General features: G+C 72.0%; 28 protein-coding genes. 17 read left to right on the top strand and 11 right to left on the bottom strand.

Annotated elements, in window-relative coordinates; genetic code table 11:
* Nucleotides 1-193 precede the first annotated feature (193 nt).
* From ACIPV1_RS12670 to ACIPV1_RS12655, 4 genes are all read left to right on the top strand, one after another.
* On the top strand, nucleotides 194-793 hold the full coding sequence (locus ACIPV1_RS12670; protein WP_111085548.1) for a hypothetical protein: 600 nt from the start codon (nucleotides 194-196) through the stop codon (nucleotides 791-793).
* Between the two features lie 91 nt (nucleotides 794-884).
* On the top strand, nucleotides 885-2,072 hold the full coding sequence (locus ACIPV1_RS12665) for a S24/S26 family peptidase (protein WP_402726532.1): 1,188 nt from the start codon (nucleotides 885-887) through the stop codon (nucleotides 2,070-2,072).
* A gap of 61 nt (nucleotides 2,073-2,133) precedes the next feature.
* On the top strand, nucleotides 2,134-3,297 hold the full coding sequence (locus ACIPV1_RS12660; RefSeq protein ID WP_402726531.1) for an exonuclease SbcCD subunit D: 1,164 nt from the start codon (nucleotides 2,134-2,136) through the stop codon (nucleotides 3,295-3,297).
* Nucleotides 3,297-6,272: an AAA family ATPase gene (locus ACIPV1_RS12655; protein WP_402726530.1), complete on the top strand. Its 2,976-nt coding sequence runs from the start codon at nucleotides 3,297-3,299 to the stop codon at nucleotides 6,270-6,272. The genes ACIPV1_RS12660 and ACIPV1_RS12655 overlap by 1 nt, the downstream gene beginning before the upstream one ends.
* A 45-nt stretch (nucleotides 6,273-6,317) precedes the next feature.
* On the opposite strand, the gene ACIPV1_RS12650 is transcribed toward ACIPV1_RS12655, so the two are convergent.
* Together ACIPV1_RS12650 and ACIPV1_RS12645 are read right to left on the bottom strand one after the other, a co-directional pair.
* A complete protein-coding gene (locus ACIPV1_RS12650) occupies nucleotides 6,318-6,494 on the bottom strand; it encodes a hypothetical protein (protein WP_159573240.1) in 177 nt (58 codons plus the stop codon).
* Nucleotides 6,491-7,303: a class E sortase gene (locus ACIPV1_RS12645; RefSeq protein ID WP_402726529.1), complete on the bottom strand. Its 813-nt coding sequence runs from the start codon at nucleotides 7,301-7,303 to the stop codon at nucleotides 6,491-6,493. The genes ACIPV1_RS12650 and ACIPV1_RS12645 overlap by 4 nt, the downstream gene beginning before the upstream one ends.
* 93 nt (nucleotides 7,304-7,396) lie before the next feature.
* Between ACIPV1_RS12645 and ACIPV1_RS12640 the strand changes: the two genes are divergently transcribed.
* Complete coding sequence (locus tag ACIPV1_RS12640; RefSeq protein WP_402726528.1) at nucleotides 7,397-7,825, top strand: GNAT family acetyltransferase; 429 nt, start codon at nucleotides 7,397-7,399, stop codon at nucleotides 7,823-7,825.
* Nucleotides 7,826-7,834: 9 nt separating this feature from the next.
* Here the strand turns inward: ACIPV1_RS12640 and ACIPV1_RS12635 are convergent, their stop codons facing one another.
* On the bottom strand, nucleotides 7,835-8,764 hold the full coding sequence (locus ACIPV1_RS12635; RefSeq protein ID WP_402726527.1) for an EamA family transporter: 930 nt from the start codon (nucleotides 8,762-8,764) through the stop codon (nucleotides 7,835-7,837).
* A gap of 36 nt (nucleotides 8,765-8,800) precedes the next feature.
* Between ACIPV1_RS12635 and ACIPV1_RS12630 the strand changes: the two genes are divergently transcribed.
* The 6 genes from ACIPV1_RS12630 to ACIPV1_RS12605 all read left to right on the top strand — a co-directional run bounded on the left by ACIPV1_RS12630 (nucleotide 8,801) and on the right by ACIPV1_RS12605 (nucleotide 14,898).
* Nucleotides 8,801-9,934, top strand: a complete 1,134-nt coding sequence (locus tag ACIPV1_RS12630) for a lysostaphin resistance A-like protein (protein WP_402726526.1) — start codon at nucleotides 8,801-8,803, stop codon at nucleotides 9,932-9,934.
* Nucleotides 9,935-9,943: 9 nt separating this feature from the next.
* Nucleotides 9,944-11,797 (top strand): DNA helicase RecQ, encoded by a 1,854-nt coding sequence (gene recQ / locus ACIPV1_RS12625; protein ID WP_123937548.1) that lies wholly within the window; start codon nucleotides 9,944-9,946, stop codon nucleotides 11,795-11,797.
* A gap of 91 nt (nucleotides 11,798-11,888) precedes the next feature.
* Entirely contained in the window at nucleotides 11,889-12,635 is a 747-nt protein-coding gene (locus ACIPV1_RS12620; protein WP_123937549.1) for a 1-acyl-sn-glycerol-3-phosphate acyltransferase, read from the top strand.
* 134 nt (nucleotides 12,636-12,769) lie between these two features.
* On the top strand, nucleotides 12,770-13,123 hold the full coding sequence (locus ACIPV1_RS12615; RefSeq protein ID WP_194671877.1) for a hypothetical protein: 354 nt from the start codon (nucleotides 12,770-12,772) through the stop codon (nucleotides 13,121-13,123).
* A gap of 337 nt (nucleotides 13,124-13,460) precedes the next feature.
* Entirely contained in the window at nucleotides 13,461-13,979 is a 519-nt protein-coding gene (locus ACIPV1_RS12610) for a M23 family metallopeptidase (RefSeq protein ID WP_402726525.1), read from the top strand.
* Nucleotides 13,980-14,049: 70 nt separating this feature from the next.
* Nucleotides 14,050-14,898 carry an NAD(P)-dependent oxidoreductase gene (locus ACIPV1_RS12605; RefSeq protein WP_402726524.1) on the top strand — a complete coding sequence of 283 codons (849 nt, stop codon included), beginning with the start codon at nucleotides 14,050-14,052 and terminating at the stop codon, nucleotides 14,896-14,898.
* Between the two features lie 45 nt (nucleotides 14,899-14,943).
* On the opposite strand, the gene ACIPV1_RS12600 is transcribed toward ACIPV1_RS12605, so the two are convergent.
* Together ACIPV1_RS12600 and ACIPV1_RS12595 are read right to left on the bottom strand one after the other, a co-directional pair.
* Entirely contained in the window at nucleotides 14,944-15,147 is a 204-nt protein-coding gene (locus tag ACIPV1_RS12600) for a hypothetical protein (RefSeq protein WP_131846957.1), read from the bottom strand.
* 10 nt (nucleotides 15,148-15,157) lie between these two features.
* Nucleotides 15,158-15,676, bottom strand: a complete 519-nt coding sequence (locus tag ACIPV1_RS12595) for a MarR family winged helix-turn-helix transcriptional regulator (RefSeq protein ID WP_132099453.1) — start codon at nucleotides 15,674-15,676, stop codon at nucleotides 15,158-15,160.
* A 163-nt stretch (nucleotides 15,677-15,839) separates the two neighbouring features.
* Between ACIPV1_RS12595 and ACIPV1_RS12590 the strand changes: the two genes are divergently transcribed.
* On the top strand, nucleotides 15,840-16,733 hold the full coding sequence (locus tag ACIPV1_RS12590; protein WP_159573247.1) for an alpha-E domain-containing protein: 894 nt from the start codon (nucleotides 15,840-15,842) through the stop codon (nucleotides 16,731-16,733).
* Nucleotides 16,734-16,910: 177 nt separating this feature from the next.
* Here ACIPV1_RS12590 and ACIPV1_RS12585 read toward each other — a convergent pair whose 3' ends face one another.
* Nucleotides 16,911-18,347, bottom strand: a complete 1,437-nt coding sequence (locus ACIPV1_RS12585; protein WP_402726679.1) for an MFS transporter — start codon at nucleotides 18,345-18,347, stop codon at nucleotides 16,911-16,913.
* Nucleotides 18,254-18,664, bottom strand: a complete 411-nt coding sequence (locus ACIPV1_RS12580) for a MarR family winged helix-turn-helix transcriptional regulator (RefSeq protein WP_111085532.1) — start codon at nucleotides 18,662-18,664, stop codon at nucleotides 18,254-18,256. Before ACIPV1_RS12580 ends, ACIPV1_RS12585 begins: the two co-directional genes overlap by 94 nt.
* A 94-nt stretch (nucleotides 18,665-18,758) precedes the next feature.
* Between ACIPV1_RS12580 and ACIPV1_RS12575 the strand changes: the two genes are divergently transcribed.
* On the top strand, nucleotides 18,759-19,511 hold the full coding sequence (locus tag ACIPV1_RS12575) for an SDR family NAD(P)-dependent oxidoreductase (protein WP_123310199.1): 753 nt from the start codon (nucleotides 18,759-18,761) through the stop codon (nucleotides 19,509-19,511).
* Between the two features lie 102 nt (nucleotides 19,512-19,613).
* On the opposite strand, the gene ACIPV1_RS12570 is transcribed toward ACIPV1_RS12575, so the two are convergent.
* Together ACIPV1_RS12570 and ACIPV1_RS12565 are read right to left on the bottom strand one after the other, a co-directional pair.
* Nucleotides 19,614-19,883 carry a hypothetical protein gene (locus tag ACIPV1_RS12570; protein WP_123293687.1) on the bottom strand — a complete coding sequence of 90 codons (270 nt, stop codon included), beginning with the start codon at nucleotides 19,881-19,883 and terminating at the stop codon, nucleotides 19,614-19,616.
* An 11-nt stretch (nucleotides 19,884-19,894) separates the two neighbouring features.
* Nucleotides 19,895-21,055, bottom strand: a complete 1,161-nt coding sequence (locus tag ACIPV1_RS12565; protein ID WP_173169712.1) for an inorganic phosphate transporter — start codon at nucleotides 21,053-21,055, stop codon at nucleotides 19,895-19,897.
* An 87-nt stretch (nucleotides 21,056-21,142) separates the two neighbouring features.
* Here ACIPV1_RS12565 and ACIPV1_RS12560 point away from each other — a divergent pair, with 87 nt between their 5' ends.
* Nucleotides 21,143-22,021, top strand: a complete 879-nt coding sequence (locus ACIPV1_RS12560; protein ID WP_402726523.1) for an alpha/beta hydrolase — start codon at nucleotides 21,143-21,145, stop codon at nucleotides 22,019-22,021.
* Between the two features lie 85 nt (nucleotides 22,022-22,106).
* Nucleotides 22,107-23,156, top strand: coding sequence for a biotin/lipoate A/B protein ligase family protein (locus ACIPV1_RS12555; RefSeq protein ID WP_402726522.1), 1,050 nt, complete (start codon nucleotides 22,107-22,109; stop codon nucleotides 23,154-23,156).
* A gap of 67 nt (nucleotides 23,157-23,223) precedes the next feature.
* On the opposite strand, the gene ACIPV1_RS12550 is transcribed toward ACIPV1_RS12555, so the two are convergent.
* On the bottom strand, nucleotides 23,224-24,801 hold the full coding sequence (locus ACIPV1_RS12550) for an AAA family ATPase (RefSeq protein WP_402726521.1): 1,578 nt from the start codon (nucleotides 24,799-24,801) through the stop codon (nucleotides 23,224-23,226).
* Nucleotides 24,802-24,987: 186 nt separating this feature from the next.
* On the opposite strand from ACIPV1_RS12550, the gene ACIPV1_RS12545 reads away from it, so the two are divergent.
* Nucleotides 24,988-25,317 carry a hypothetical protein gene (locus ACIPV1_RS12545; protein ID WP_402726520.1) on the top strand — a complete coding sequence of 110 codons (330 nt, stop codon included), beginning with the start codon at nucleotides 24,988-24,990 and terminating at the stop codon, nucleotides 25,315-25,317.
* 27 nt (nucleotides 25,318-25,344) lie between these two features.
* On the opposite strand, the gene ACIPV1_RS12540 is transcribed toward ACIPV1_RS12545, so the two are convergent.
* Nucleotides 25,345-25,629, bottom strand: a complete 285-nt coding sequence (locus ACIPV1_RS12540) for a GNAT family N-acetyltransferase (protein ID WP_123293692.1) — start codon at nucleotides 25,627-25,629, stop codon at nucleotides 25,345-25,347.
* 55 nt (nucleotides 25,630-25,684) lie between these two features.
* On the opposite strand from ACIPV1_RS12540, the gene ACIPV1_RS12535 reads away from it, so the two are divergent.
* The gene (locus ACIPV1_RS12535) at nucleotides 25,685-26,575 is read left to right on the top strand and encodes a DNA-methyltransferase (protein WP_402726519.1); all 891 of its coding nucleotides are present in this window, start codon (nucleotides 25,685-25,687) and stop codon (nucleotides 26,573-26,575) included.
* The last annotated feature ends 321 nt before the right edge of the window (nucleotides 26,576-26,896 follow it).

Genomic DNA, 26,896 nt, shown 5'->3' with positions numbered 1-26,896 from the left:
TCTCGGCAGGGGGTGGGAAGACTCAGTCAACAAGTATCTCACTCGTCAAGATACCCCCAGCACGGGGGTGGTTCCTTCCCTTGTGAGTTGCTCGGCGGAAAAGTAACTTGATCGTCGTAGCAAACACCACGGCACCGACGCGACCAACCACCGCGACCACGGCGCCACCGTTTCCGGATCAGGAGCTCCCGCAATGTCTCGTGTCACCCCTCGCGCCGCCCGTCTCGCGGCCTGGATCGCCATCCCCGCCGCCCTCGTCGCCTCGGGTGTCGTCGTCTCAACCGCGTCCTACTCGGCGTTCTCGGCCACCACCGTCAACCCGACCAGCAACTGGACCGCCGGCAGCGTCGCCCTCACCGACGACGACAACAACACCGCGCTCTTCACCGCGACGGGCCTGAAGCCCGGCTCGACCGGCGCCAACTGCATCACGGTCACGTCGACCGGCTCGCTGGCCTCGACCGTGAAGCTGTACGGCACGAACCCGGCCACCACGAACAACCTCTCGGGCAACATCAACCTGCAGGTCGAGCAGGGCACCGGCGGTGGCTTCGGCTCCTGCACCGGATTCACCCCGGCCGCGACCAGCGGAACGCTCTACAACGGCACCCTCGCCGCGTTCGGCACCGGCTCGACGAACTTCGCCACCGGCCTCGGCACCTGGGCCCCGACCGGGTCCGCGTCCGAGTCGCGCGTCTACCGCTTCACCTACACGGTCTCGAGCACCGCGCCGAACACGGTGCAGGGCGGCACCGCGTCCCTCGGCCTCACCTGGGAGGCCCAGAACAGCTGAGCCGGGAGCCCTCCCCACCCGGTGACCGGGGCTGAGCCCGAGCCAGCCCCGGTCACCACCCCCGAGAACGCGCCCCCGGTCGAAGGCAGTCATGAGCAGCATCGCAGTGCACGGTGGTCCCACACCGCACGCCGTGCTCCGTGACGTCGTCGACTGGGGGCGCGTCGTCGTCGGCACCGTTGCACGCGGTGTGGTCGCGACCCTCCTCGGCCTCGCCCTGTGGGCGGCAGCTCCCGCGCTGATCGGCTGGCAACCGACGACGGTGATGACCGGGTCGATGGAGCCGCGCCTCACGCCCGGGGACGTCGTCGTCTCGCGCCCGGTCGCGTCCGGTGAGGTCCGGACGGGCAAGATCCTGCTCGCGGACGACCCGGACCAGCCGGGTCACCTCCGCATGCACCGCTACGTCGAGGACGGCCCGGGCGGCACCCTGGTCACCAAGGGCGACGCGAACCCGCAGCAGGACTCCACACCGCTCGAACGCTCGGCCGTGCACGGGGTCGCCTTCCTGCGCATCCCGTTCGTCGGGGCGCCGATCTTGTGGCTCCGGCAGGGGGAGTGGGTCAAGGTCGTCGTGCTCGCACTCGGCCTGACGGCGCTGCTCGCGCTCTGCACGGTCGACGGGTCGCTCCGCCGCCTCGCGGCGATCGACGACGACGACGCCGACGGCTCGGACGGGGGCGACACCGCCCACGGGTCGGGTGACGGGCCGTCGGACGGTACCGACACCGGCCGGGAGGCACGGGACGACGCCGCCACGCGCCTCCCGTCCGGCGGGACCACCGTCGTCACCCGTCGCTCGCTCCGGGTGCACGAGCGTCGCGTGCAGCGGCTGCGCCGCTTCGGCGGTGCGGCGGCGGTCCTCGTCATCGCGGGGAGCATCGGGGTGCTCGTGCCGGCGCAGGCGGTGGCCGTGCCGTGGTCGCGGACGACCGTGAACCCGGTGTCGAACTTCACGGCGGGCACGGCCACCGGTGTCCCCACGCTGACCTGCACGGCCGCGTCGTCGAGCACCGTGACGATCACCTGGACCTACACGGACCCCACCGTGCCGAACTCGTTCGACCTCATGAACGGGACGACCCAGCTCGCGACCGCCACGACCCCCGGACAGCGTTCGCTCGTCTACGGCGGTGCGGGCCTGCTCGACCTCGGCACGACCTACACGCTGAACCTCCGCACGAACCTCGGCAACAACTGGACCGCGACCAGCACGCCGACCGTCAAGGTGCGGGTCGTCTCGGTCCTCGGCCTGGCGTCGGCGAGCTGCGTGCCCTGAGTTCTCCACAGGCGGCGCGCGGCCGTCCGGCGATGTCCCCGGCCGGCGTTACCGTGTCCGCATGCGCATCCTGCACACCGGCGACTGGCACCTCGGCCGCACGCTGCTCGGTGCCGACCTCCTCGAGCACCAGGCGGCGTTCACCGACTGGCTCGTCGACCTCGTGCGGGACCGCTCCGTCGACCTCGTCGTGATCGCCGGTGACGTGTACGACCGGGCGATCCCGCCGATCGACGCGGTCCGCATGCTGTCCCGGGTGCTCGAACGCCTGGCCGAGACGGCGACCGTGGTGCTCACACCCGGCAACCACGACTCCGCCGCACGCCTGGGCTTCGGCGCCGGCGTGATGGACCGCCGCGTCCGCATCCTCGCCGAACCTGCCCGGATCGCCGACCCGGTGCTCGTCGCCGACGCCGACGGCCCGGTGGCGGTCTACGGCATCCCGTACCTGCACCCCGACCTCACCCGCTACGCACTCGCCGACGTGCCGGACGAGCCCCTCGCGCGGTCGCACCACGCCGTCGTGCACGCCGCCACCGAGCGGATCCGGTCCGACCTCGGGCTGCGCGGCGGTACCCGCAGCGTCGTCGTCGCGCACGCCTTCGTCGGCGGGGCGGACCCGAGCGACAGCGAGCAGGACATCCGTGTCGGCGGTGTCGACCGGGTGGCCGAATCGGTCTTCGACGGCTTCGACTACGTCGCCCTCGGGCACCTGCACGGCCCGCAGCGGGTCGGCGACGGCGGACGGATCCGGTACGCCGGCTCACCGCTGGCGTTCTCGTTCGGCGAGCGGCACCAGCAGAAGTCGGTGACCCTGGTCGACCTCGACGCGGCCGGTGCCGTCTCGGTCGAACTCGTGCCCGCTCCCGTGCCGCGCCGCCTGGTCGACGTCCGCGGGGGCATCGACGACATCGAGTCCGGGGTCTTCCGGCTCGACGCCGACGCGTGGGTGCGAGTGGCCGTGACCGACACGGTGCACCCGGAGCGCATGTACGCCCGGGTGAAGGACCACTTCCCGCATGCGCTGGCGATCACGCACGAACCCGCCGACCGCGGTCCGGCCTCGGTGGCCCGAGCGGTCACGGCGACGTCCGACCCGGTCGAGGTCGCAGCCGACTTCGTGGCCTTCGCCACCGGTGCCGCCCCGGACGACGACGAACACGCCGTCCTGACCGAGGCGTACGAGGCCGCTGTGCTGGCGCTGCAGCGCGAGGGGGACCGCTGATGTACCTGCACCGACTCGAACTCCGCGCCATCGGGCCCTACCCCGACCTGGTGTCCATCGACTTCGCAGCGCTCGCGGCCTCCGGGGTGTTCCTGCTCGAGGGGCCGACGGGCTCCGGCAAGTCGACCATCATCGACGCCGTCGTGTTCGCCCTGTACGGCGGGCTCGCCGGGTCCGACGCCAGCTCCGACCGCCTGCACAGCCAGCACGCCGACCCCGCGGTGGAGCCGTTCGTCGAACTCGTCTTCGAGACCAGCGCAGGGACCTACCGGGTCCGCCGCACCCCGCAGTACGACCGCCCGAAGCAGCGGGGGACCGGCACCGTCAAGCAGCAGGCGTCCGTGCAGCTGTTCCGTCTGGCGAACCCGTCCGACGTCGCCGGCGAACCGATGTCGTCACGCATCCCCGAGGTCGGCGTCGAGATCGGCCGCATCGTCGGGCTCGACCGCGCGCAGTTCCTGCAGACCGTCGTGCTGCCGCAGGGCGAGTTCGCACGGTTCCTGCGGTCCCCGGGCGAAGAGCGCCGCAAGCTCCTGCAGTCCCTGTTCGGCACGCAGGTCTACGACCGCACGGCCGACGAGCTCGCCGCGCGGCGCCGTGCCGTGCAGGCCGAGGTCGACGGTGCCGACGACCGCGTACGTGATGCCCTGAACCGCTTCGCCCAGGCCGCCGGTCTCGACGACGCCGACGAGACCGTCGTGCCGTCGACGGTGGCGTCGGTCCGTGCGGCCGCCGATGCCGCTGCCGCCGTGCGTGCTGCAGCAGCCGCGGCGGCGACCACCGCTGCCGAGCACGAACAGGCGGTCACGGCGCGTGCGACCGCCCTCGAGCGACGCGCGGGGCTGCTCGTGCGACGGGCCGCGCTCGACGACGACGCCCCCGCCGTCGACGCCGCCCGGTCGGCCGTCGCCCTCGGCGAACGCGCTGCCCGGGTGACCGCCGTGGCCGACGGACTCGACGCCGAAGTCACGCGCGCCGACGAGACCACTGCGGCCGCCCGGTCGCTGCGTGACCGCCACGGGATCACCGCCGACGCCGACGCCGTCGTGCTGCGACGCGACGCCCTGGCCGACGACCTGTCGGCCGTCCGGCACCTCGTCGCGGTCGAGGACGGCGCCGCTGCCCGTCGGTCCGCCATCGCCGGGGCCACCGCGGACGCCGAGCAGATCGCCGAGCAGCTGCTCGAACGCGACGCCGCACTCGACGCCCGTCCCACCGAGCGGGCCCGCATCGTCGAGGCTGCACGCACCGCGGCCCGCACGGCAGCCGACTCGGACGCCGCCGCGCACGAGGTCACCCGGATCCGGTCCCTCCGAGCCGACCTCGTGGCGCGCGACCACGCAGCGCAACGGGTCGCCACGGCCGAGCAGTCCGTCGCTGCCGCGCGCCGGTCGGCGACCGAGGCCCTCGCGGCCGAGCGGGCACTCCGCGAACGCCGGATCGCCGGGCTCGCCGGAGAACTCGGCGCGGCGCTCACGACCGGCGACCCGTGCCCGGTCTGCGGGTCGACGGCGCACCCCTCGGTGGCGACCCCGCAGGACGACCACCCCACGACCGCGGCCGTCGACGCCGCCGGCGACGCCACTCGCCGAGCGGACCAGCACCTCGCCGACGCCGCGTCGGACCTGGCGGTCGAACGTGCCGAACACCAGCGGCTCGTCGACGTCGTCGGCGCGGTCGACACCGCCGCGCTCGACGCCCTGACCGCGGCCGCCGACGAACGGGTCCGGGCCGCGCACGACGCTGCCGCGCTCGTCCTGCAGCACGAGCGGCAGCGGGCGGAGCACGACACGACGACCGGACGGCTCCAGCGCGAGCGGAACGACCTCGACGCACGGCGGACCGTCCTGGTCTCGACCGCGCTGGCCGACGCCGAGCGGCTCGACACCGACCTCGGCACCGTGGCCGCGGCGCTCGGACGGCTCGGAGCACTCCTCGACGACCGCCCCGCGACGCTCCGGACGGCCGTCGAACTCCTCGACGAGCGACTCGAGGCGTACCGCGCGGTCGTGCAGGCCGACGAACGGGTGGCCGCCGCGACCCGTGCCCGCGACGACCGCCGTACCGAGGTCGACCGGGTCCTCGACGGCCAGGACTTCGCCGACGTCGCCGCAGCGCGGGCCGGACGGCTCGAACCCGACAGCACCGACCGGCTGCGGGCGCTGATCAGTGCGGCCGAGGCCGAGCGGGCCGTCGTCGTGGCCGGTCTGGCCGAACCCGCCGTGGTCGCCGCGGCGGACGACTCCGCGGAACGCCTCGACCTCGACGGCGCCCGGGCCGGACGCCAGCGCGCTGCCGCCGCACTCGACGAGGCCGCCGCGGTCACCGTCTCCGCGGCCGACCGTGCCGACGCGGTCGACCGGTGCGCGACCGAGGTCACCCGGGCGACCCGTGCCCGTGACGAGACGTCGGCACGCAGCCGCGCCGTGGTCCGGCTCGCCGACATCGCGAACGGGGTCACCGCGGCGAACCCGACGGGGATCACCCTGGGCACCTACGTGCTCATGCGCCGGTTCGAGGACGTCGTCGCCGCGGCCAACGACCGACTCCGGGCGATGCTCGCGGGGCGGTTCACGCTCGAGACCTCGGACGAGCGGGAGTCCGGGTCACGGGCACGCCGGACCGGCCTGGCACTCGCCGTGCACGACCACACCACCGACACCGTGCGGGACCCCCGCAGCCTGTCCGGCGGCGAGACGTTCACCGTGTCGCTGTGCCTGGCGCTCGGGCTGGCCGACGTCGTGCAAGCCGAGGCCGGTGGCGTCTCGCTCGGCACGCTCTTCGTCGACGAGGGGTTCGGCACGCTCGACCCGGAGACCCTCGACGACGTCATCGGGCAGTTGTCGCGACTGACCGCCGGTGGACGGCAGGTCGGCATCGTCAGCCACGTCGAGGAACTCAAGCAGCGGATCCCGGAGCGGATCGCCGTGCGTCGCACCGCGGCCGGCGGCTCGCAGGTGACGACAACGGTCTGACGCCGCCTGCCGTCCGGCGCCGGTCCTGGTTCCGGGTGTAACCCGTCACGGGGTAGGCGTGGACTCCACGGTGCCGTCCGGCGGCGGCAGGATGTCCGCCGCGATCCACGGGAACACCCACTGGAACAGCACGAACACGATCGCTGCGAGCAGCACGAGCAGCTCGAGCACCTTCAGGAACGTGGGGCCGGGCAGCAGCCGCCAGACCAGGGGGAAGATCACTTGGCCGTCTCCGAGAGTTCCTTCGGGGTGCCCTCGGAAGCGGGCATCCAGTAGTCGAGCTTCGCGTGCGTGACGAACCGTTCGGCTGCCGACCACATCGGGTGGCACGCGGTCAGGGTCAGCCAGCGGTCCGACGGCGAGGGGTCGACTCCGGGCTTGTTCGGCACCGGCGCGATCGTCTCGATGTGGTCCGGCGTGACGATCTGGCTGTCGGTGACCTTGTAGACGTACCAGACGTCGAACTTCGCCTTCGCGTCGGTGACCCGCACGACGACGGAGTCGTCCTTCTTGAGCTCCGCGATCTGGTTGAGCGGCTTGCCGTAGGTCACGCGGTGCCCGGCGACGGCGAAGTTGCCGGGAGCACCGGGCATCGCGGTGTCCTGGTAGTGCCCGAGCCCGATGGTGTTGAGGACCTTCTCACGGTCCGTGCCCTCGCCGATCGGCCGGTTGTAGTCCTTGCCGAAGCGGGGGATCTGCATCGTGCCGAACACGTCGGAGAGATCCGGTGGCTCGGCGAGCACAGGTGCGGTGCCGCGGTGCTCGGTTCCGGCCCCGTCCGGGGTCTTCAGCTGGTCGAGTCCCTCGACGAGCTTCGACTGCTCGTTGACCGCCACGACGTCCGTCCACCAGGCGGTCCACACCACGTACAGCCCGGTGCCGGCACCCGCGATGATGAGCAGTTCGGCGATGAGCGAGACGATCGCGCCACCGACCGTCTGCCGTCGCCGGGGGGAACGGCGCCCGGACCGTCTGCCGCCGTCGTCGTCCCGCGTGCTGCGGCGCGACGGGATGGTGTCGTGTGCGGTCACGGGGCTCCTGATCGGCTGGTCGGTCGGACAGGTCTATCAGATCACGACGACGGCCCGGTGACGACGTTCTCCACACCCCCGTAACGTGGGGGGATGGAGTACCGGATCCGCCCGTTCCGCGCCGACGACACCGACGCGGTCGTCGCCCTCTGGGAATCGTGCGGTCTCGTCCGCCCGTGGAACGACCCCCGCCGCGACATCGCGCGCAAGGCCACGGTCCAACCCGAGCTCTTCCTGGTGGCGGAGTCGGAGCGCAGCGGGGTCGTCGCCGCGGGGATGGCCGGTTTCGACGGGCACCGCGGCTGGGTCAACTACCTCGCCGTGCAGCCGGACCTGCAGGGCTCCGGTCTCGGTCGGACGCTGATGGCCGAGTTCGAGCGGCTGCTCACCGACCTCGGCTGCCCGAAGCTCAACCTGCAGATCCGTGCCGGCAACGAGCGGGTGCTCGGGTTCTACGAGTCCCTCGGGTACTCCGACGACCGCACCGTGTCGCTCGGCAAGCGACTCATCCCCGACGTCTGAGTCGTCCGGTCACGCCAGGGCCAGGCCCACCGACGCGATGAACGCCAGCGCGATGCCGATCCACTGCGGCGCGGTCAACCGCTCCCGCAGCACCACCCCGGCCAGCACGACCGTGCCGATCGGGTAGAGCGCGTTGAGCACGCTCACGACGGGCAGGGTGCCCGGGTCGTCGCTCGCGTGCAGCGCCGCCTGGATGCACACGTTCGCCAGGGCGTCGAGCACGCCGCACGCCGCGACCGTCAGCAGCAGACGCGGCGGCCACCAGCGCCCTGGAGGCACGGCAGACCCCGCGACGCCGACCGACGCTGCGGGGTCTGCCGCGCCTCCAGACCGCGCCCCGCGCCCGGCATGCACCGTCACCACGAGCGCCGCCGCACCCAGCAGCACCGTCTGCAGCACCCGCGCGACCACGAGCGGGTGGATGCCCGCGCCCGGCGGGGTCGCGTCGTACGCCAGCACGATGCCGCCGAACCCGCACCCGGCCACCGCGGCCGCGACGACCCCACGCAGGGTGAGTCGTGCACCCGAGGTGTCCCGCACGGCCGCCACCAGCACCACCGCGACGACGGCCACGACCACCGCGGCGACGGCCAGCGGTGACAGGACGGTCCCGCGGGCCACGGCCACCAGGACCGGGACGACGGCGGCGAACACCGCGGTCAGGGGGGACAGCACGCTCATCGGGCCGATCGCCAACGCGGCGTAGAGCAGCAGGACCCCGACCGCGCCGGACAGTCCGGCGACGGCGCCCCAGAGGGTGCCCGCCCACGACGGCGTCCCCCCGAGCACGGCCAGACCGATCAGCAGCGGCACGATCCCGATCGCCGCGGCGACGGCGGTGACCGCCACCGGACGGATGCGCCGCGACGCGAGCCCGCCGAGGAAGTCGGCGAAACCGTAGACGACGGCTCCGGTCAGGCCGAACAGCACGGTGAGCACGGGTCCCATCCTGCCCGGCCCGGTAGCCTGCGGGGCGTGAGTGTTCCCTACCACCGCCTGCCCCGTGTCGACGCACGATGGAGGTGGTGGCGCCCGCTGGTCGCCCTCGCGTTCCTGGCGGGCTGGTACCTCGCCTCGCAGGTGCTCATCACCGTCGCGTACTTCGTCCCGGTCGCGGCGGTCGGGGGCGAGTCCGGCCTGTACGACCTGCTCGACGACCTGCAGCGCGGAGCCCTCGACCCGACCGATCCGCTGATCCTGTCGCTGACCCTGGTGTCGCTGGTCATCCTGCTGCCCGGCATCCTGCTGGCGGTCAAGGTCGCACGGCTCGGGCCCGGCGCGATCCTGACGTCGACGCGCTTCCGGGTGCGGTGGGCCTGGACGGCATGGTGTCTGCTGCCGACCCTGGTCATCGCGGTGATCATGTTCGTGGTGCAGACCGGCCTGTTCTGGGACGGCGGGATGATCACGACCGACGGCGGCTTCGCGTGGAACCACGCCGCGATCGGGCAGTCGACGGTGTCCCTGGGCACCCTCACGCTCACGATCGTCCTGGTCGTCCTGCTCGTGCCGTTCCAGGGCGCAGCCGAGGAGTTCATCTTCCGCGGTTTCCTCATGCAGACGATCGCCTCGTGGATCCCGCGACGCACCGGCACGATCATCGCCGTCGCGGTGTCGACCGTCGTCTTCGCGGTGCTGCACATCCCGAACGGCTACAACGTCTGGGGCATCCTCGACGTCGGTTCGTTCGGCCTGATCGCGGCGATCATCGTGCTCCGCACCGGCGGTCTCGAGGCCACCGTGCTGCAGCACGCCTTCAACAACATCATGATCTTCGTGCTGCAGGCGCCGGGCTGGTCGGGGATCGACCTGGCGTCTTCGGACGCCAACGGCACGCTCGGTGGCTGGCTCGTCACCCTCGGCACCTCGCTCGCGTTCTGGGGCATGGTCGAGGTCCTGGCGTGGTGGCGGAAGCTCGACCGGACGTTCGCCGGGCACCAGGCGCCGCGGTTCCGCGGGACGCCGCCGGTGTGGGCGGGTGGCAAGCGCTGGCTCGGCCCGGCGGGCACGGGCTGGGCCGTCGCGCCGGCTAACGCCAACGATGTCGACGCAGCTGCTGTGGACAGTGCCGCTGTGGACAGTGCCGTGGGTGTCGCCGGTCGCCCGTAGGCTCGTGGCATGAGCACCACGCCCGCGCCCGCCGCCGTGTCTGCTTCGCGAGCCGCCGCGCTCGACGTCCTGCACCGCGTGTGGGGCTACGACGACTTCCGTGGCGAGCAGGCGGCGATCATCGACCAGGTGGTCGCCGGCGGTGACGCCCTGGTGCTCATGCCCACCGGCGGTGGCAAGTCGCTCTGCTACCAGGTGCCCGCGCTCGTACGCGACGGCGTCGGGGTCGTGGTGTCGCCGCTCATCGCGCTCATGCAGGACCAGGTCGACGCCCTCGCGGCGAACGGGGTGCGTGCCGCCTTCCTCAACTCGACGCAGGGGCCCGACGAGCGTGCCCGGGTCGAGCGCGCGGTCGTCCAGGGCGAGGTCGACATGCTCTACCTCGCGCCCGAGCGGCTCCGGCTCGAGTCCACGCGCGCGCTCCTCGACCGGGCGCGGGTGTCGCTGTTCGCCATCGACGAAGCGCACTGCGTCGCCCAGTGGGGCCACGACTTCCGGCCGGACTACCTCGAGCTGAGCGTCCTGCACGAGCGCTGGCCGACCGTGCCCCGGATCGCCCTCACGGCCACGGCGACCCCGCAGACCCACCAGGAGATCTCGGCGCGGCTCGGCCTCGACGACGCCGCACACTTCGTCGCCGACTTCGACCGCCCGAACATCCAGTACCGCATCGAACCGAAGACCGGCGCGCTGCAGCAGCTCCTCACCTTCATCCGCACCGAGCACAGCGGCGACTCGGGCATCGTCTACTGCCTGTCGCGCAAGTCGGTCGAGCGGACCGCCACCGCACTGGCCGAACAGGGCATCCAGGCGCTGCCGTACCACGCGGGGCTCGACGCCCGGGTGCGAGCGCGCAACCAGTCGACCTTCCTGCGCGAGGACGGCATCGTCATGGTCGCGACGATCGCCTTCGGCATGGGCATCGACAAGCCCGACGTCCGGTTCGTGGCGCACCTCGACCTGCCGAAGTCGGTCGAGGGGTACTACCAGGAGACCGGTCGTGCCGGGCGCGACGGCCTGCCCTCGACCGCGTGGCTGGCGTACGGCCTGAACGACGTCGTGCAGCAGCGACGGATGATCGACCAGTCCGAGGGCGACGCCGCACACCGTCGGCAGCTCAGCGCTCACCTCGACGCCATGCTGAGCCTGTGCGAGACGATCGAGTGCCGCCGGGTGCGGCTCCTGGCGTACTTCGGGCAGCCGTCCACGGCCTGCGGCAACTGCGACACGTGCATCGCCCCGCCCGAGTCGTGGGACGGCACCGTGCCCGCGCAGAAGCTGCTGTCCACGGTCGTCCGGCTCGAGCGTGAGCGCGGTCAGCGGTACGGCGTCGCCCACCTCGTCGACATCCTGGTCGGCAAGCAGTCACCGCGGGTGCAGGAACTGCAGCACGAGTCCCTGGCGACCTTCGGCATCGGTTCCGACCTGTCCGACGGCGAGTGGCGCGCGGTGGCCAGGCAGCTGCTCGCGCAGGGCTACGCCGCGGTCTCGGGCGACGGGTTCGGCACGGTCGTCCTCAGCCCGACGAGCGCCGAGGTCCTGACCGGCAAGGTCCAGGTGCGGATGCGCCGCGACCCGGTGAAGGCGACGCGGGCGAGCCGGTCGTCCCGCCGGACCGTCGTCACCGACATGCCCCAGCAGGCGGTCGGCCTGTTCGAGGCGCTCCGAGTCTGGCGTGCAGCCCAGGCGCGCGAGCAGGGTGTGCCGGCGTACGTGGTGTTCAACGACGCGACGCTCCGCGGCATCGCGGCGGTGCGTCCGGCCGACGTCGACCAGCTCGCCGAGATCTCCGGGGTCGGTGCCGCGAAGCTCGAGCGGTACGGCCGCGCGGTGCTCGACGTCGTCGCGTCCGAGGCCGACTGACCCCACGGTCGGACGTGCATGCCGCCGTGGGCATGTACTGCTCGCAGGCGTGATTACACTCGGGAGTTCGCCGTCACGACGAGGAGGCCCGGTGTCCGGTTCGACCAAGTTCGCCACCGTGCTGAGCCGCGCAGTGGTGACACCGCTCGCGCGGATGCTCTGGCGACCGAAGATCATCGGACGCCGCAACGTTCCCAAGCGCGGGCCGGTGATCCTCGCGAGCAACCACCGCTCCTTCATCGACTCCCCGGCGATCACGTTGATGGCACCGCGGAAGGTCGCCTTCCTGGCGAAGCAGGAGTACTTCACCGGCACCGGGTTCCGTGGCGCGGTGTCGCGGGCGTTCTTCGGCGGCATCGGTGCGATCGGCGTCGAACGTGGTGCGGGCGCCGCGGCGCAGCAGGCGCTCGACCTGGGGCTCGCGCGGTTGAACGAGGGCGAGGCCTTCGCGATCTACCCGGAGGGCACCCGCTCCCTGGACGGCCGGATCTACAAGGGCCGCACGGGTGTGGCCTGGCTGGCCCTGACGAGCGGCGCGCCCGTGGTGCCCGTGGCGCTGACGGGCACGCAGGACGTGCAGCCCGTCGGCTCGAAGCTGCCGAAGCTCGCGAAGGTGACGATCGAGTTCGGGAAGCCGATCGACTTGTCCTCGTTCGGTGAGGCATCGTCCGGACGCGCGCGCCGTCACGCGACCGATGCGGTGATGACCGCGATCCAGGAGCTCAGCGGGCAGGAGCCGGCGAACACGTACAACAACCCGCCGGCGACGATCGTCGAGCGGGTCAAGCGGGCACTGCAGCCCGACGACCCGACCGCGGCTGCCGTCGACCCCGACTGATCGCGATCTGTTCGGTCACTATTGCACATCTGAAATATCGATGGTTGAATGAGGGACGTGCCGCACGGCACGCATCCCCGACGGGTCGCCCGACAACGGCCCGCAACCACGACTCAGATCGGACGGTCAGCAGCATGTCCTCCACCCCGCTCTTCGACTCCATCGCCCAGCGACGCGACCAGCCCGAGGCCCCCGTCGTCCCGGCACCGGTTCCGACCCCGGCTCGCGCGGCCGCAGCGCCCGCACCGACCTCACCGATGACCGCTCCCGTCCGTGCCGGTGACTCGACCCTCGTGCCCGCGGCCCTCGTCGCCGCGATCGACGACATCACGGTCCGCGTCACCCCGTCGGTGGTCACCGAGCTCCGCGTGCAGCCCGAGCAGCTCGTCCTGGTCGAGACCGTCGCCGACGCCATCACCCGAGCGGTCGTCGACGCCGTCGCGACCGAACTCGACCGGATCGCCCGCGACGGCGTCGTCCGCGTCTGAGCCCGGCGGTCCCCGAGCGATGACGACGCCCGCTGACGGCCTCCCGCTGCGCCCGCGCGGTGCCGAACGGCGGGCCGCGAACCGCCTCCGCACCCGCCGTCCCGAAGCGTCCGAGCGGCGCCGTGCTGGGCACGGCACGCGTCCGGACGCCCCCAGAGCCGCCGGGGTGGTGGCTCCCCCTTCCGCCACCCCGGCTTCCCCCTCCTCCTTCCGCAGTTCCGTCCGCCGCGCCCTGCCCGCGACGGCGACCGCCGCGGTGACCTGTCTCTTCGTCGCCGTCGGCTCCCCGCAAACCGCGATGGCATCGACCCCGTCGCCGAGCAGTCCCGTGCCCGGCGTGCAGCAGTTCGTCGCCGACGGTTCCGCCCGGCTCTCCGTCGACCGCGACGGCTTCTCGATCGGCAGGGCTGCCGCCGCGCAGGCACGTGCGACCGCCGTCGGCTCGTCGGATGCCGCGGCCCGCCCCACCGCGGGGAACGTGCCGACCGCCGGCGGGTTCGGCTCGCGCTGGGTGACCGGGTGCTCCGCCTGCTCGACGAACCACCAGGGCATCGACTTCGCGGCTCCGATCGGCACCACCGTCGTCGCCGCGATGCCCGGCAGTGTCGTCTCCGCCGGGGTCCTCGGCGGGTACGGCAACCAGGTCCTCCTCCAGCACGCCGACGGCACCCAGACCCGGTACGGCCACCTGTCGGCGATCGGGGTGCGACCCGGTCAGGTCCTGTCGGCCGGCCAACGCCTCGGCGCCGTCGGCAACACCGGCGTCTCCACCGGGGCGCACCTGCACTTCGAAGTCATCGTCGGCGGGGTCCCGGTCGACCCGGCCACCTGGCTGCAGGCCCGCGGGCTCCTCTGACAGCGACGACGGTCGAGCGCGTAGCGTCGGGAACGCCGGGGCACCGAGCCGTGGCAGGACGGAGACGCGCGTGCGAGTGACGGTGTTGGGGACCGGGGCGATGGGTGCCGGCGTGGCGGGATCACTGCTGCGCGAGGGGCACCAGGTCACGGTCTGGAACCGGAGTGCCGACAAGGCCGCGCCGCTCGGTGAGCACGGTGCGACGGTCGCCGCGGACCCGGGTGCCGCCGTCGAGCACGCCGAGGTGGTCCTCCTGACCCTCTTCGACACCGACGCCGTGGTCGACGTGCTCGAACAGGCCGCCGGAGACGCTCCGACCGACGCCGTGTGGGTGCAGGCGTCCACGATCGGCGTCGACGGCACCGAGACCGTCGTGCAGCTCGCCGCGAAGTACGGCATCACCCTGGTCGAGGCGATGATGCTCGGCACGAAGGCCCCGGCGGAGCAGGGGAAGCTCACCATGCTGGCGGCCGGCCCCGCCGACCAGGTCGACCGGGTCGTCCCGGTGCTCGACGCGATCGGCGCGAAGACCATCCGCGCCGGCGAGCGGGTCGGCGACGGGACCGCGCTCAAGCTCGCGGCCAACGCCTGGATCGCCTCGATCACCGCGGCCACGGGGCAGTCGCTCGCCCTCGCCGCGGCGCTCGGGCTCGATCCGCAGCTGTTCCTCGACGCGATCGACGGCAGCGCGAGCGACTCGGCCTACGCGCACACCAAGGGCGCGGCGATCATCGCGGGGGAGTTCCCGGCACAGTTCGCACTCGACGGGCTGCGGAAGGACATCGGCCTCATCGCCGAGGCTGCGCGGGCGAACGACGTGTCCACCACGCTCCTCGACGCCCTCGGTCGCGTCTACGCCGACGCGAGTGCGGCCGGGCACGGCGGCGACGACATCGCGGCGGTCGGCACCGCCTTCTGAGTAGACGCGCGAGTCGACGCGCGAGTCGACGCGCGCGCCGACGCGTCAGTCGCGGCGGAGGAACCGTCGCAGCCGCGCCGTGAGCCGCCCCACGGCCTCGTCGTTCATGGTGTTCGCCAGGTCGAAGGCCTCGCGCGCCGGATCGGCCCCGCCCTGGATCCGTCGGAGTGCGGCGTCGGCGCGGGCCCGGGAGTCGAGTTCGGCGAACGGCATGTCGTCCTCGGGGTCGTGCGTGCCGCGAGGGTCCATGGACAGCAGGTTACGCGCGGCGGAGCGTGCGGGCGCCTGCGTCGACGTCGTCGACCACGCGGACCATCTCGTCGAGGAAGTCCACGACGACGGCCATTTCGTCGGTCGGCACGTGCTCGGTGACCTCGAGGGCACGGGCGTCGAGTTCTTCGATCACGCGCAGGGCGTGACCCATCGACGACCCCGTCGCGGTGAGGATCACGCCGCGGCGGTCGATCGGGTCCTGGTGCCGCTCGACGTGGCCGCTGCGGACCAGTCGGTCGACGAGTGCCGAGGTCGACGCCGCCGTGATCTCGAGGCGCTCGGCCAGGTCCTTCGCGTTGACGGTCCGGCCGTCGTGCTCGGCGTCGATGAGGACCCGCAGTGCGAGAAGCGCGTTCTCGCCGATGCCCAGGGCTTCACGAGCCCGACGCTGCGCGGCGCTCTCGGCGGTGCGGTACCGGCGCAGGGCGTTCAGGACGTCGACGGCGGTGACCGGGGAGTCCTCGTACCAGAACCCCGCGGTGCTGGTCAGGACCTCGGACGTCATCCTGCAATGCTAGACGCTCTAGTTAGATTGTCTAGCGAGGAGCCGGTATCGCGGCGGAGACCCAGGCCCGTGCGCGGACATCGGACACTGCAACACCCGTGACGCGGCTCCGAAACACTCCCGCAACGCCCGCTGGTTAGGTTCTGGGGATGCAGGAGCAGCCGTGCTGAGCCGACTCGCGGGGAACGTCTTCCACGTGGGGAGCGCGGTCGAGCGCACCGACGTGGTCGCACGCCTGCTCGACGTCTACGTCGCCCGACGCGAACCCGGCACCGTCGAGGACGACCGGGCCGTCGCCGCGGAGCTCCGTTCGGTGGTGGGGACCGCCGGACCGGCGAACGACGCCGACCGGTCCGCGACCATCGACGCCCTGGCGCTGGACCGCCACGAGCCGGCGTCCATCGCCGCTGCGGTCGCCGTCGCGCGGGACCACGCCCGTCGAGCCCGCGAGGTCGTCTCGAGCGAACTCTGGGACTGCCTCGACGTCACCCGTTCGCGCATGCCGCGCAAGATCGCCCCGGGCCGCGCGCACGAGTTCCTCGGTTGGGCGCGGGAGCGCAGCGCCCTCGCGATCGGCGTGGTCGAGGGGGACGCCAGTCGCGACGAGGTCTGGGAGTTCTTCACCCTGGGCCGCTCCCTGACCCGGGTCGCCTCGACCGCCCGACTGCTCGCCTCGGGGTTGCTCGAACCGGACTCGGTCACCTCGTGGACGGCGGCGCTCCGGGCCTGCGGTGCGGGCGAGGCGTTCCTGCGTGGTCGGGACCACCATCCGGTGCCGGACGACGCCGCGGCGTTCCTGCTCCTGGACGAGCACAGTCCGCGGTCGCTGCGCTTCACCGTCCGACGGGCCGCCGAGTGCTTGGCCGACGTGGCTCCGTCCTGCGTCGCGGAGGAGGTCGCGGCGTTCTCCGCCGCCCGCGACCGGCTCGAGGCCGTCCCGGCGGACGCAGCCCTCGGCGTCGTCGGCGATGCCGGCGACCGGCTCGCGGCCGCTGCGGACCGTGTCACCGCGGCGCTCGACGAGCGCGTCTTCGCGGTGACCGAACCCGCGCACTGATCGCGGCCCTGGACGGGACCGGCGACGGCCGGGAGGCCCGTGGCGGGCCCGACCCGTGCCTCCCGTCCGCCACGCGAAAGCGTCAGAGCCCCGCCAACAGTTCGCGGAGATCTGTCGCTTTCGCGAGGTGAGCGCTGCCGCGTCGCGGAGATCTATCGCGTTCGCGGAGTGGACGCGTCAGACGGCGCTGGAGCGGTCGGCGACCGCCTCTTCCCGCTCGAACTCCTGGCGGAGCGCGGCGCGCGAGGCGCGGGTGCCGACAACCGGCATCGCGTGCGTGACCGCGAGGTGCAGGCGGGTGTCCGCGTCGTACCGGAGCCGGAGGCGCTGGAAGCGGACGAGCCAGACGATCGCGATGGCGAGCGCCACGAAGCCCGACGCCGCTCCGACCGCGATGGCCCAGCGGGGACCCCACGCGTCCGCGATGGCACCGACGATCGGGGCGCCGATGGGGGTGCCGCCGGCGAAGATCGCCATGTAGAGCGCCATCACGCGGCCGCGCATCGCGGGCTTCGTGGTGGTCTGGACCAGGGCGTTCGCGGTGGTCATGAAGGTCAGTGCCGCGAGTCCGACGAACACCAGGACGAACGCGAACGTCCAGTACGTGGGTGCGAGGGCGGCAGCCGTGCACGCCAGGCCGAAGCCTCCGGCGGCGAGCACCAGCGTGCGCATCCGCGGCTTGTCCCGGCGGGCGGACATCAGGGCGCCGAACACCGATCCGATCGCCATCACCGAGTTGAGCAGGCCGAACTCGCCGGCACCCTGGTGGAACTCGACGCGCGCCATCGTCGAGGTGAAGATCGGGAAGTTCACGCCGAACGTGCCGACGACGAAGATCATGCAGAGCACGACGATGATGTCCGGCCGGGTGCGCACGTACCGGAAGCCGGCGACGATCTGCCCCTTGCCGCGGCCGGCGTGCACCCGCTCGGCGAGCTGTGCGGGGTCGACGAAGCGCAGCGCGATGAGGACCGCCAGGAACGAGCCGGCGTTGATGACGAACACCCAGCCGGAGCCGATGGCGGCGATGAGCACGCCCGCGACCGCGGGACCGATCAGGCGCGCGGCGTTGAACGAGGCGGAGTTCAGCGCGACGGCGTTCGCGACGTTCTCGCCCTGCACGACGTCGGAGACGAACGCCTGGCGGATCGGGGTGTCGAACGCGGCGACGATGCCGAGCGCGAGGGCGAAGCCGTACAGCGCGAGCAGCGTCGCGGTGTGCGTGAGGACCATGACACCGAGGCCCAGCCCGAGCAGGCCCATCAGTGCCTGGGTGAGCATGAGCATCTTGCGACGGTCGAAGCGGTCGGCGGCGAGGCCGGTCAGGGGGAGGAGCAGCAGCTGCGGGCCGAACTGCAGCGCCATCGTGATCCCCACCGCGACGGCGTCGTTGTCGGAGAGCTGGGTCAGGACGATCCAGTCCTGGGCGGTGCGCTGCATCCAGGTACCGACGTTCGACACCAGGGCACCGGCGAACCAGATGCGGTAGTTGCGTCCGGCGAGGGAGCGGAACATGGCGGTCACTGCTGGGCCAGCCTCCTCATGATCTCGGTGGCGTCGGCGAGGGTGGCGCGCTCGACGGGGGTGAGTGCGGCGAGCCGCGGCGTGAGCCAGCCGTCACGGCGGCGACGGGTCTCCTCGACGAACGCGGCCCCGGCCGGGGTGGCGCAGAGGACGACCTTGCGGCGGTCGTCGTCGTGGCCGCCCTTGGACACCAGGCCACGCTCGACCAGCACCGCGATGGTCTTCGTCATCGATGGCGGGGTGACGCCGTCCTGGCGGCTCAGGTCGGCGAGGGTCATCGCACCGTCGCGGTGGAGCCGGGCGAGCGCCGCGAACTGGGCGTCGGTGACGGTCGTGTCGGCCTTCTGCGCGCGGAGCGTCCGGGACAGCCGGTTCACGGCGATGCGGAGGTCGGTGGCGTCGGTCACAGGTCGTTAGCCTAGCTCATTAGTTCAGTGAACGAACTGGTTTTCGGGTGTACCGTGATCCTGGACAACAGGTGTTGTTCAGAGAGAAGGAATCATGTCCGAGTTCGAGGGCAAGGTCGCCATCGTCACCGGTGGTGGCAGCGGCATCGGCGAGTCCGTCGCGAAGGAGCTCGCCGCGGCGGGTGCCACGGTCGTCGTCACCGACATCAAGCTCGACGCTGCCCAGCGGGTCGCGTCCGAGATCACGGAGGCCGGCGGCACCGCCAGCGCGTTCGAGGCCAACTCCGCCGTCGCCGCCGACAACGAGCGCATGGTCCAGTACGCCGTCGACACCTACGGCGCGCTGCACCTCGCCGTGAACAACGCCGGCATCGGCGCCGCCCCGCAGAAGATCGGCGAGTACGACATCGCCGCCTGGGACCGCGTCCGTGCGGTCGACCTCGACGGCGTCTTCTACGGCCTCCGCTACGAGCTGCCCGCGATGGTCGCCGCCGGTGGTGGCTCGATCGTGAACATGGCCTCGGTGCTCGGTACGGTCGGTATCGCGCAGAACGCCGCGTACGTCGCGTCGAAGCACGCCCTGGCCGGCCTGACCAAGGTCGCCGCGCTCGAGTACTCGGCGCAGGGCGTCCGCACCAACGCCGTGGGCCCCGGCTTCATCGACACCCCGCTGCTCCGCAACGCCATGACGCCCGAGGCCATCTCGGCGCTGGAAGAGGAGCACGCCACGAAGCGTCTCGGCACCGACAAGGAGGTCGCCGCGCTCGTCCTGTTCCTGCTGAGCGACAAGGCCTCGTTCATCACGGGCAGCTACCACCTGGTCGACGGCGGCTACTCCGCGCACTGACGTCGGTCGCGTACCTGGTCGAAACGGGCGTACCTGGTCGGAAGTTTCGACCAGGTACGCCCGTTTCCGCTTCCCAGCGCGGGGGCGATGGGAAGGAACGTGCTAGTGGAACTGGGGGATCGTGAGCCAGATGCCCGCGAGCACGGCTGCCGCACAGACCGCGAAGCACAGGACGGCACCCGCCAGTGCTGCCGGCGGCGTGTGCCCGGACCGCGGGGTCTCCTCGGAGTACTGGGTGCGCTCGCCCCCGGTGTCGAGCGGCTGCCCGGTGCCGAGCAGCCGCAGGCCGAGCGTGTAGACGAGCACGATGCCCACCGCGGCCACGAAGCCGACGCCCGCGACCAGGCCGATGCTCGTGAAGTCGATCTCCATCGTCGTTCCCCTCAGTTCTGCGCGCCGGCCGGCTGCGGCTCGGCCTGGTCGGTGGGTTCGGTCGATCCGGCGGCGACGTCGTCGTGCGAGATCGGCTTGCGCTTGGCCAGGACGGTGAAGGTCAGCCCGCCGGCCAGGGCGAGCACCGCCACCAGCACGAGGCCGACCGCCGAGGTCGAGGCGAGCCACGTCGCCAACCCGCCGACCACCGCGGCCGCCGGCAGCGTGATCACCCACGCGACGACGATGCGGCCGACGACCGACCAGTGCACGTCGGCGAGCTTCTTGCCGAGCCCGGACCCGATCACCGAACCGCTGGTGACGTGCGTCGTCGACAGGGCGAAGCCGAGGTGCGAGGAGATGAGGATCGTCGCGGCGGAACTCGTCTCGGCCGCGAAGCCCTGCGGCGACTGCACGTCGGAGATCTTCTTGCCGACGGTCTGCATGATCCGCCAGCCGCCCGTGTAGGTGCCGAGGCCGATCGCGAGTCCGCAGGCCAGGATCACCCAGAGCGCCGGGCCCGTGCCGCTGTCCTGGTAGTTCGCGGCGATGAGCGTGAGCGTGATGACACCCATCGTCTTCTGCGCGTCGTTGGTGCCGTGCGCGAGCGACACCAGCGATGCCGAGACGGTCTGGCCGTGCCGGAAGCCCGTCGCCGCACCGTGCGTCGTGGCGTTCTTCGTGAGCACGTACGCCAGGTAGGTGGCCACCAGGGCGATGACCCCGGCGATGACCGGTGAGAGCAGCGCCGGCAGCACGACCTTCGACACCACCGTCGCCCAGTCCACCGAGTTCAGCCCGGCGCCGATGATCGATGCGCCGATCAGCCCGCCGAACAGCGCGTGCGTCGACGACGAGGGCAGCCCGAGGTACCAGGTGGCGAGGTTCCAGAGGACCGCGCCCACCAGCCCGGCGAAGATCATCGTGGGGGAGATGTGGACGCCGTCCTGGCCCTCGCGGATGATGCCCTGCGAGACGGTCTTGGCGACCTCGGTGGAGAGGAACGCGCCGACCACGTTGAGGACGGCGGAGATGAGCACGGCGGTCCGGGGCTTGAGCGCCCCGGTGGCGACCGACGTGGCCATGGCGTTGGCGGTGTCGTGGAACCCGTTCGTGAAGTCGAACACGAGGGCCACCACGATCACGAGCACGACGATGACGAGGACGTCCATGCCGGGGACGGTAGGCCCGCCCCGAAGCCCCTGCGTGAACGCCGGATGAACAGGTGTTGGGCGACCGAGTTCTGCGAGGATGCTCACGTGCCCACCTTCTCCGCAGCGCGAGGCGACGCCTCGTTCACCGACGCCCACGGCGTCGAGATCGTCTACTCGACCTGGCGAGCGTCGCGCCCCAAGGGCATCGTGCAGATCGCGCACGGCGTCGGCGAGCACGGGCTGCGGTACGAGCCCCTGGCGCAGGACCTCGTCCGCGCCGGGTACACCGTGCACGCGAACGACCACCGCGGGCACGGGCGCACCGGCCTCGGGCAGTGGGACGGCGACCACGCCAAGCTCGGTCGGCTCGGCCCCGGCGGACTGCGCGCCGCGATCGCCGCCGTCGAGCAGATGGGGGAGGTCGCCCGGGCGGACACCCCCGGCGTGCCCCTGGTCCTGCTCGGGCACTCGTGGGGCTCGCTCATGGCGCAGCGGATCGTGAACAGCTCCTCGGAGTCGTGGGACGGGGTCGTGCTCTCCGCCACCGCCTACCGGCTGCCCGGCTGGATGAACAGCGGCGACCTCAACGCACGGCACGCGGGCTCCGGTCCGACCAAGTTCGAGTGGCTCACCCGCGACCGGAAGATCATCGACGCGATGTCCGTCGACCCGCTCGCCGTCGAGGCCGACGTCATCGGCCTGTTCGGCCTGCCCGACACACTCCGGCTGCTCGGGGTCCCGCGGCGAGGGATCCCGCACGACCTGCCCATGCTGCTGCAGGTCGGGTCCGACGACGCCCTCGGTGGGCCGCGGTCGGTCGAGCGGCTGGCGCGGGCCTACCGGCGGCGCGGACGACTGTCCGACGTCACGGTGCAGGTGTACGAGGGGGCGCGGCACGAGGTCTACAACGAGACGAACCGCGACGAGGTCGTGGCCGACCTGGTCGCGTGGCTGGACCGGGTGACGGCGCGCGCCGCGTCCTGAGACGGTACCGGCTGGCGGACGGGAGGCCCGTGGCGGCGCCGACCCGCGCCTCCAGTCCGACAGGTGGCGGGCGTAGGCTCGACGCGTGCACGGTGAGTACAAGGTCCCAGGTGGAAAACTGGTCGTCGTCGACCTCGACGTGGTGGACGGGGACATCCAGGAGTTCCGGCTCGCCGGCGACTTCTTCCTCGAACCGGACGACGCCCTGCCGCTCATCGATGCGGCCGTCAACGGGCTGCCGTCGACGACCGACGCCGCCGGCATCGCCGCGGCCGTCCGTGCGGCGCTCCCGGCCGACGCCGTGCTGCTCGGCTTCACACCCGAGTCCGTCGGGGTCGCCGTCCGCCGCGCGCTGTCCCGTGCATCGTCGTGGCAGGACTACGACTGGCAGATCATCCACGAAGGCCCGATCAGCCCGAACGAGCACCTCGCACTCGACCAGGTGCTGACCGAAGAAGTCGGCGCCGGTCGCCGTGGTCCGACCCTGCGCATCTGGGAGTGGGACCAGCCCGCCGTCGTCATCGGGTCGTTCCAGTCGCTGAAGAACGAGGTCGACCCGGCCGGTGCCGAGAAGTTCGGCGTGCAGGTGGTGCGGCGGATCTCCGGCGGCGGCGCGATGTTCATGGACGCCGGCGCCATCATCTCGTACTCGCTCTACGTCCCCGCCGACCTGGTGCAGGGCATGACGTTCGCGGACTCCTACGCCTACCTGGACGAGTGGGTGATCGAGGCGCTGAAGTCCCTCGGAATCGACGCGTACTACCAGCCGCTCAACGACATCACCTCGGCCAAGGGCAAGATCGGCGGCGCTGCGCAGAAGCGCCTCGGCACCGGATCCCTGCTCCACCACGCCACCATGAGCTACGACATGGACGGCGAGAAGATGGTCCAGGTGCTGCGGATCGGGCGCGAGAAGATGAGCGACAAGGGGACCACGTCGGCCGCGAAGCGCGTGGACCCGCTGCGCTCGCAGACCGGGCTGTCCCGCGCCGAGATCATCGACCGGCTGATCGGCACGTTCACGAAGCTGTACGGGGCGACTCCCGCCGCGGTGACCGACGCCGAGCGCGAGAAGGCGCAGGAGCTCGTGCGCACGAAGTTCGCGACGAAGGAGTGGCTCGAGCGGGTGCCCTGAGCGGGCACTGCCCCTGAGCGGGCACTGCCCGTGAGCGGGCGCAGCCCGTGAGTGGGCACTGCTCGACCTAGGGCCTCGGCGTACCGCCGTCGTCCTCGTCCTCGTCCTCTTCCTCGTCCACGTACTGGATGCCGGTCGCAAGCGTTCCGATGCTCCCGTCCGGACGGAACGTGGTGCGGGACAGCGGAGCGACGGCCACCCAACCCACCTCGCCAGCGGCGAAGGCTTCGCCGTCGTCATCGTCATCGTCGTCCGGCTCATCGTCGTCAGCACCGTCGCCGGTGCGTGTGCCGAGCAGCTTCCGCGTCAACGCGCTCCGCTCGGTCAGCAGGGAGTCGAGCGCCGCACGGAGGTCCTCGTCCGCCGGCTGCGCACCACGCAGTGCCGCCCCGAGGACGCTCCGCCGCATGAGCTCCTTCGCGAACGACCCCGTCGTGCCATCAGCGCGCTCGGCTGCCTCGGCAAGGGCGTCGTCGGAGAACGGCAGCGACCCGGCGTAGCGACGGAACAAGCGCACCCGCTCGGGCAGCGCGGGGAGCGGCACCTCGACCGCCAGGTCGACCCGGCCCGGTCGGTCTGCCAGGGCGCGCTCGAGGACGGACACCCGGTTCGTCGTCATCACGAACGCCACGTCGGCGTCGCCGTCGAGGCCGTCCAGGGCATCGAGCACTTCGAACAAGAGCGGCTGCGGTGACGAGTGCCGCTCCATCGCGACGAGGTCGATGTCCTCGAGCACGACGATCGACGGCTGGAAGGTCCGAGCGATCTCGGCTGCCGAGCCGATCGCGGCGATGCTCGACCCGGTGAGCAGGATCGCCGTCACGTCGGGAGTCCGCGTCAACAGGTGCCGGATGGTCAGCGTCTTGCCGGTGCCGGGCGGCCCGTAGAGCAGGACTCCGCGCTTGAGGTGCTGACCCGCGGCCAGCAGGGCGTCACGCTGCTCTCCGATCCCCACGACGTGGTCGACGACCTCGTCCAGCACACCGTCCGCGAGCACGACGTCGTCCGCCGCGATGTCGGGCCTGCGGAGGAAGGTCGCACCGGCATCGGAGCCGTACTCGGATCGGACGAACGACAGCACCTGGCCACGGAGCACACTCCGCTCGATCATGAGCGCCCGCAGCCGCTGCAGGAACGCAGCCGCCGCGTCCTGGTCGGTGCCGAGGAGCTCGAGGGTGGCGCTCGACCGGCCGTACTCGGGCTTGGCCGAGCGCTGGACGACAGCGATCGGGGAGCCGTCGAACGTCAGCAGCCGGAGCCCGAAGGACACCACTCGACGTGTCGCGTCCGGACCGGTGGCCCGGTCGGCGTAGCTCACAGGGCCGGGGGCCCAGCGCATGTGCGGGTTGGCGATGAACTCGCTGACCGAGCTGTGGAAGCGGGAGTCGTCGCCTGCGATGCCGATCAGCGCGCCGGGCGCATCACCCGCGAGCTCCTCGAGGGCGATGTCCGCGTCGACCAGCCGGTGGTCGGGCAGTTCTTCGGTCACCACCGGGACGGACTGCGGGTCGACGCCGAGGTGATCGCGGACGCGCTCGCCGATCGGCGTCAGGACCGCCTTCTGCTCGGACTGCGCGAGTTCGTTCGCGTGGTCGATGTAGCGGGCGAAGGCCCGCATGAGGTCCCGGTCTGCGTCGTCGAACACGTCGCCATCCTGGCACGGCCCGGTGTCCGCTGGTGGGTCGGATGGTGGGCGGCCGGAGCAGAGGGGGGACGCTCCGGCCGCCGCTCGACCAGTGTGACGACCGACTCCATGAACCACACGTGCGGATCATGAGAATCCCCCGCGCGGCTGATGTCGTGGCCGGATCGTCCACGTAGCGTCGCTCGCGTGAACTGGTTGATCTTCCTGGGGGCGGTGGCCGCCGTGGCCGTCGTGGTGTGGATCGCCGATCGCGTGGGGTGGATCGACCTGTCGAACAAGTCCACGCGCAGCGGCGGATCCGGAGGCATCGGCGGGATGCTGGACGAGGTGTTCGCGCCGACCCGCCACGAGACGCAAGCCGAGTACGAACGGCAGTCGCGCCTCCCGAAGGAGGCACCGTCACCGGCGGACGACGACCACGACCTGCTCAGCGGCAGGGTGCTCATCAAGGTGCCGGCGGTGCGGAGCGCCGGTCGGCACGAAGCGCGCGTCGGGACGCACGACCGGTCCTACTGACCGTCAGGCGGTCGCTCGCCGCTCTCGTCAGCGCGTCGTGAGCTCTTGGTAGTCCGGGTGCCGCTCGATCCACGCGCGGACGTAGCTGCACTGCGGCACGACCCGGAGGCTGCCGTCGCGCACGTCGTCGAGCGCGTGCTGCACGAGGATCGACGCGTGCCCGCCACCACGGTGCGACGGGTCGACCTCGGTGTGCACGAAGCGGATCTCGTCGCCGTCGACCTCGTACGCCGCGAAGCCGATGACCTCGCCGTCCTCGACCAGGGAGTACTGCTGCTTGTCGGTGTCGTTGCGGACCTCGGGTGCTGCCATGCGCCGAGGCTACGCCGCGCGCCCGAGCCGCCGCTGGCTGCGCCACAATGGTCCCGTGCACACGGGAGACGACCGAGGCCCGGACCGCGTCGTCCTCGGCGACGCCCTCGACGTGACCCCGGCGCTCGCCGACGGCACGTTCACCCTCGTGTACCTCGACCCGCCGTTCAACACGGGGCGGTACCAGCGTCGGCATGCTTCGTCCGCGGTACCCAGCGCCGACGGGCCGGTGATGGGGTTCCACGGACGGACCTACGAGCGGGTCCGCGGCGACCTGATGCGGTTCGACGACCGGTTCGAGGACTACTGGACGTTCCTCGAACCCCGGCTGATCGAGGCCTGGCGACTCCTCACCACCGACGGCACCCTGTACCTGCACCTCGACTACCGCGAGTCGCACTACGCGAAGGTCCTGCTCGACGCGCTGTTCGGCCGCGAGTCGTTCCTCAACGAGATCGTCTGGGCCTACGACTACGGCGCCAAGTCCAAGTCGCGGTGGCCGACCAAGCACGACACGATCCTGGTCTACGTGAAGGACCCGTCGCAGTACTGGTTCGACTCGTCGGCGGTCGACCGCGAGCCCTACATGGCACCCGGGCTCGTCACGCCCGAGAAGCGGGAGCGCGGCAAGCTCCCCACCGACGTCTGGTGGCACACGATCGTGTCGCCGACCGGCAAGGAGAAGACCGGCTACCCGACGCAGAAGCCCGAGGGGGTGCTGCGGCGGATCGTGCAGGCGTCGTCGCGCGAGGGGGACTGGGTGCTCGACTTCTTCGCCGGCAGCGGGACGACCGGCGCGGTGGCGTCGGCGCTCGGGCGGCGGTACGTGCTCGTCGACGACAACCCGGCGGCGATCGAGGTCATGCGGAAGCGGTTGCCGGCGGCCTCGTTCGAGGTGGCGGGCGCGGGGCCGGGTGGTCGCGCGGGCGAGGTGCCGGCGGGCTGACGGGCGGCCGTGGCGCGTGCGTGGTGGCGCGCGGGTGCGCGCGGGTGCGCGCGGGTGCGCGTGGGTGCGCGGCCGCGCGTGGGCGGGTGCATGCGGGTGCATCGTGCGACGTTCCACGAGGTGATCGACGCGTGTCCTGTCGGAACATGCACACGCACACGATGCGGGTGCATGCTGCGACGATCCACGAGGTGATCGACGCGTGGATCGTCGGAACATGCACACGCACCGAGGGCGCGCGCATTGCGACACCCTCGACGTCGTACGACATCGAGGACGACGCAACCGCGCGCCCGCAACAGTTGCACGCGTGCAGAGACG

It is taken from the genome of Curtobacterium sp. NPDC089991 (assembly GCF_044748425.1).
Taxonomy (GTDB): domain Bacteria; phylum Actinomycetota; class Actinomycetes; order Actinomycetales; family Microbacteriaceae; genus Curtobacterium.
The sequence above is the reverse complement of the archived record's forward strand: the minus strand, read 5'-3'. Positions and strand labels throughout refer to the sequence as shown.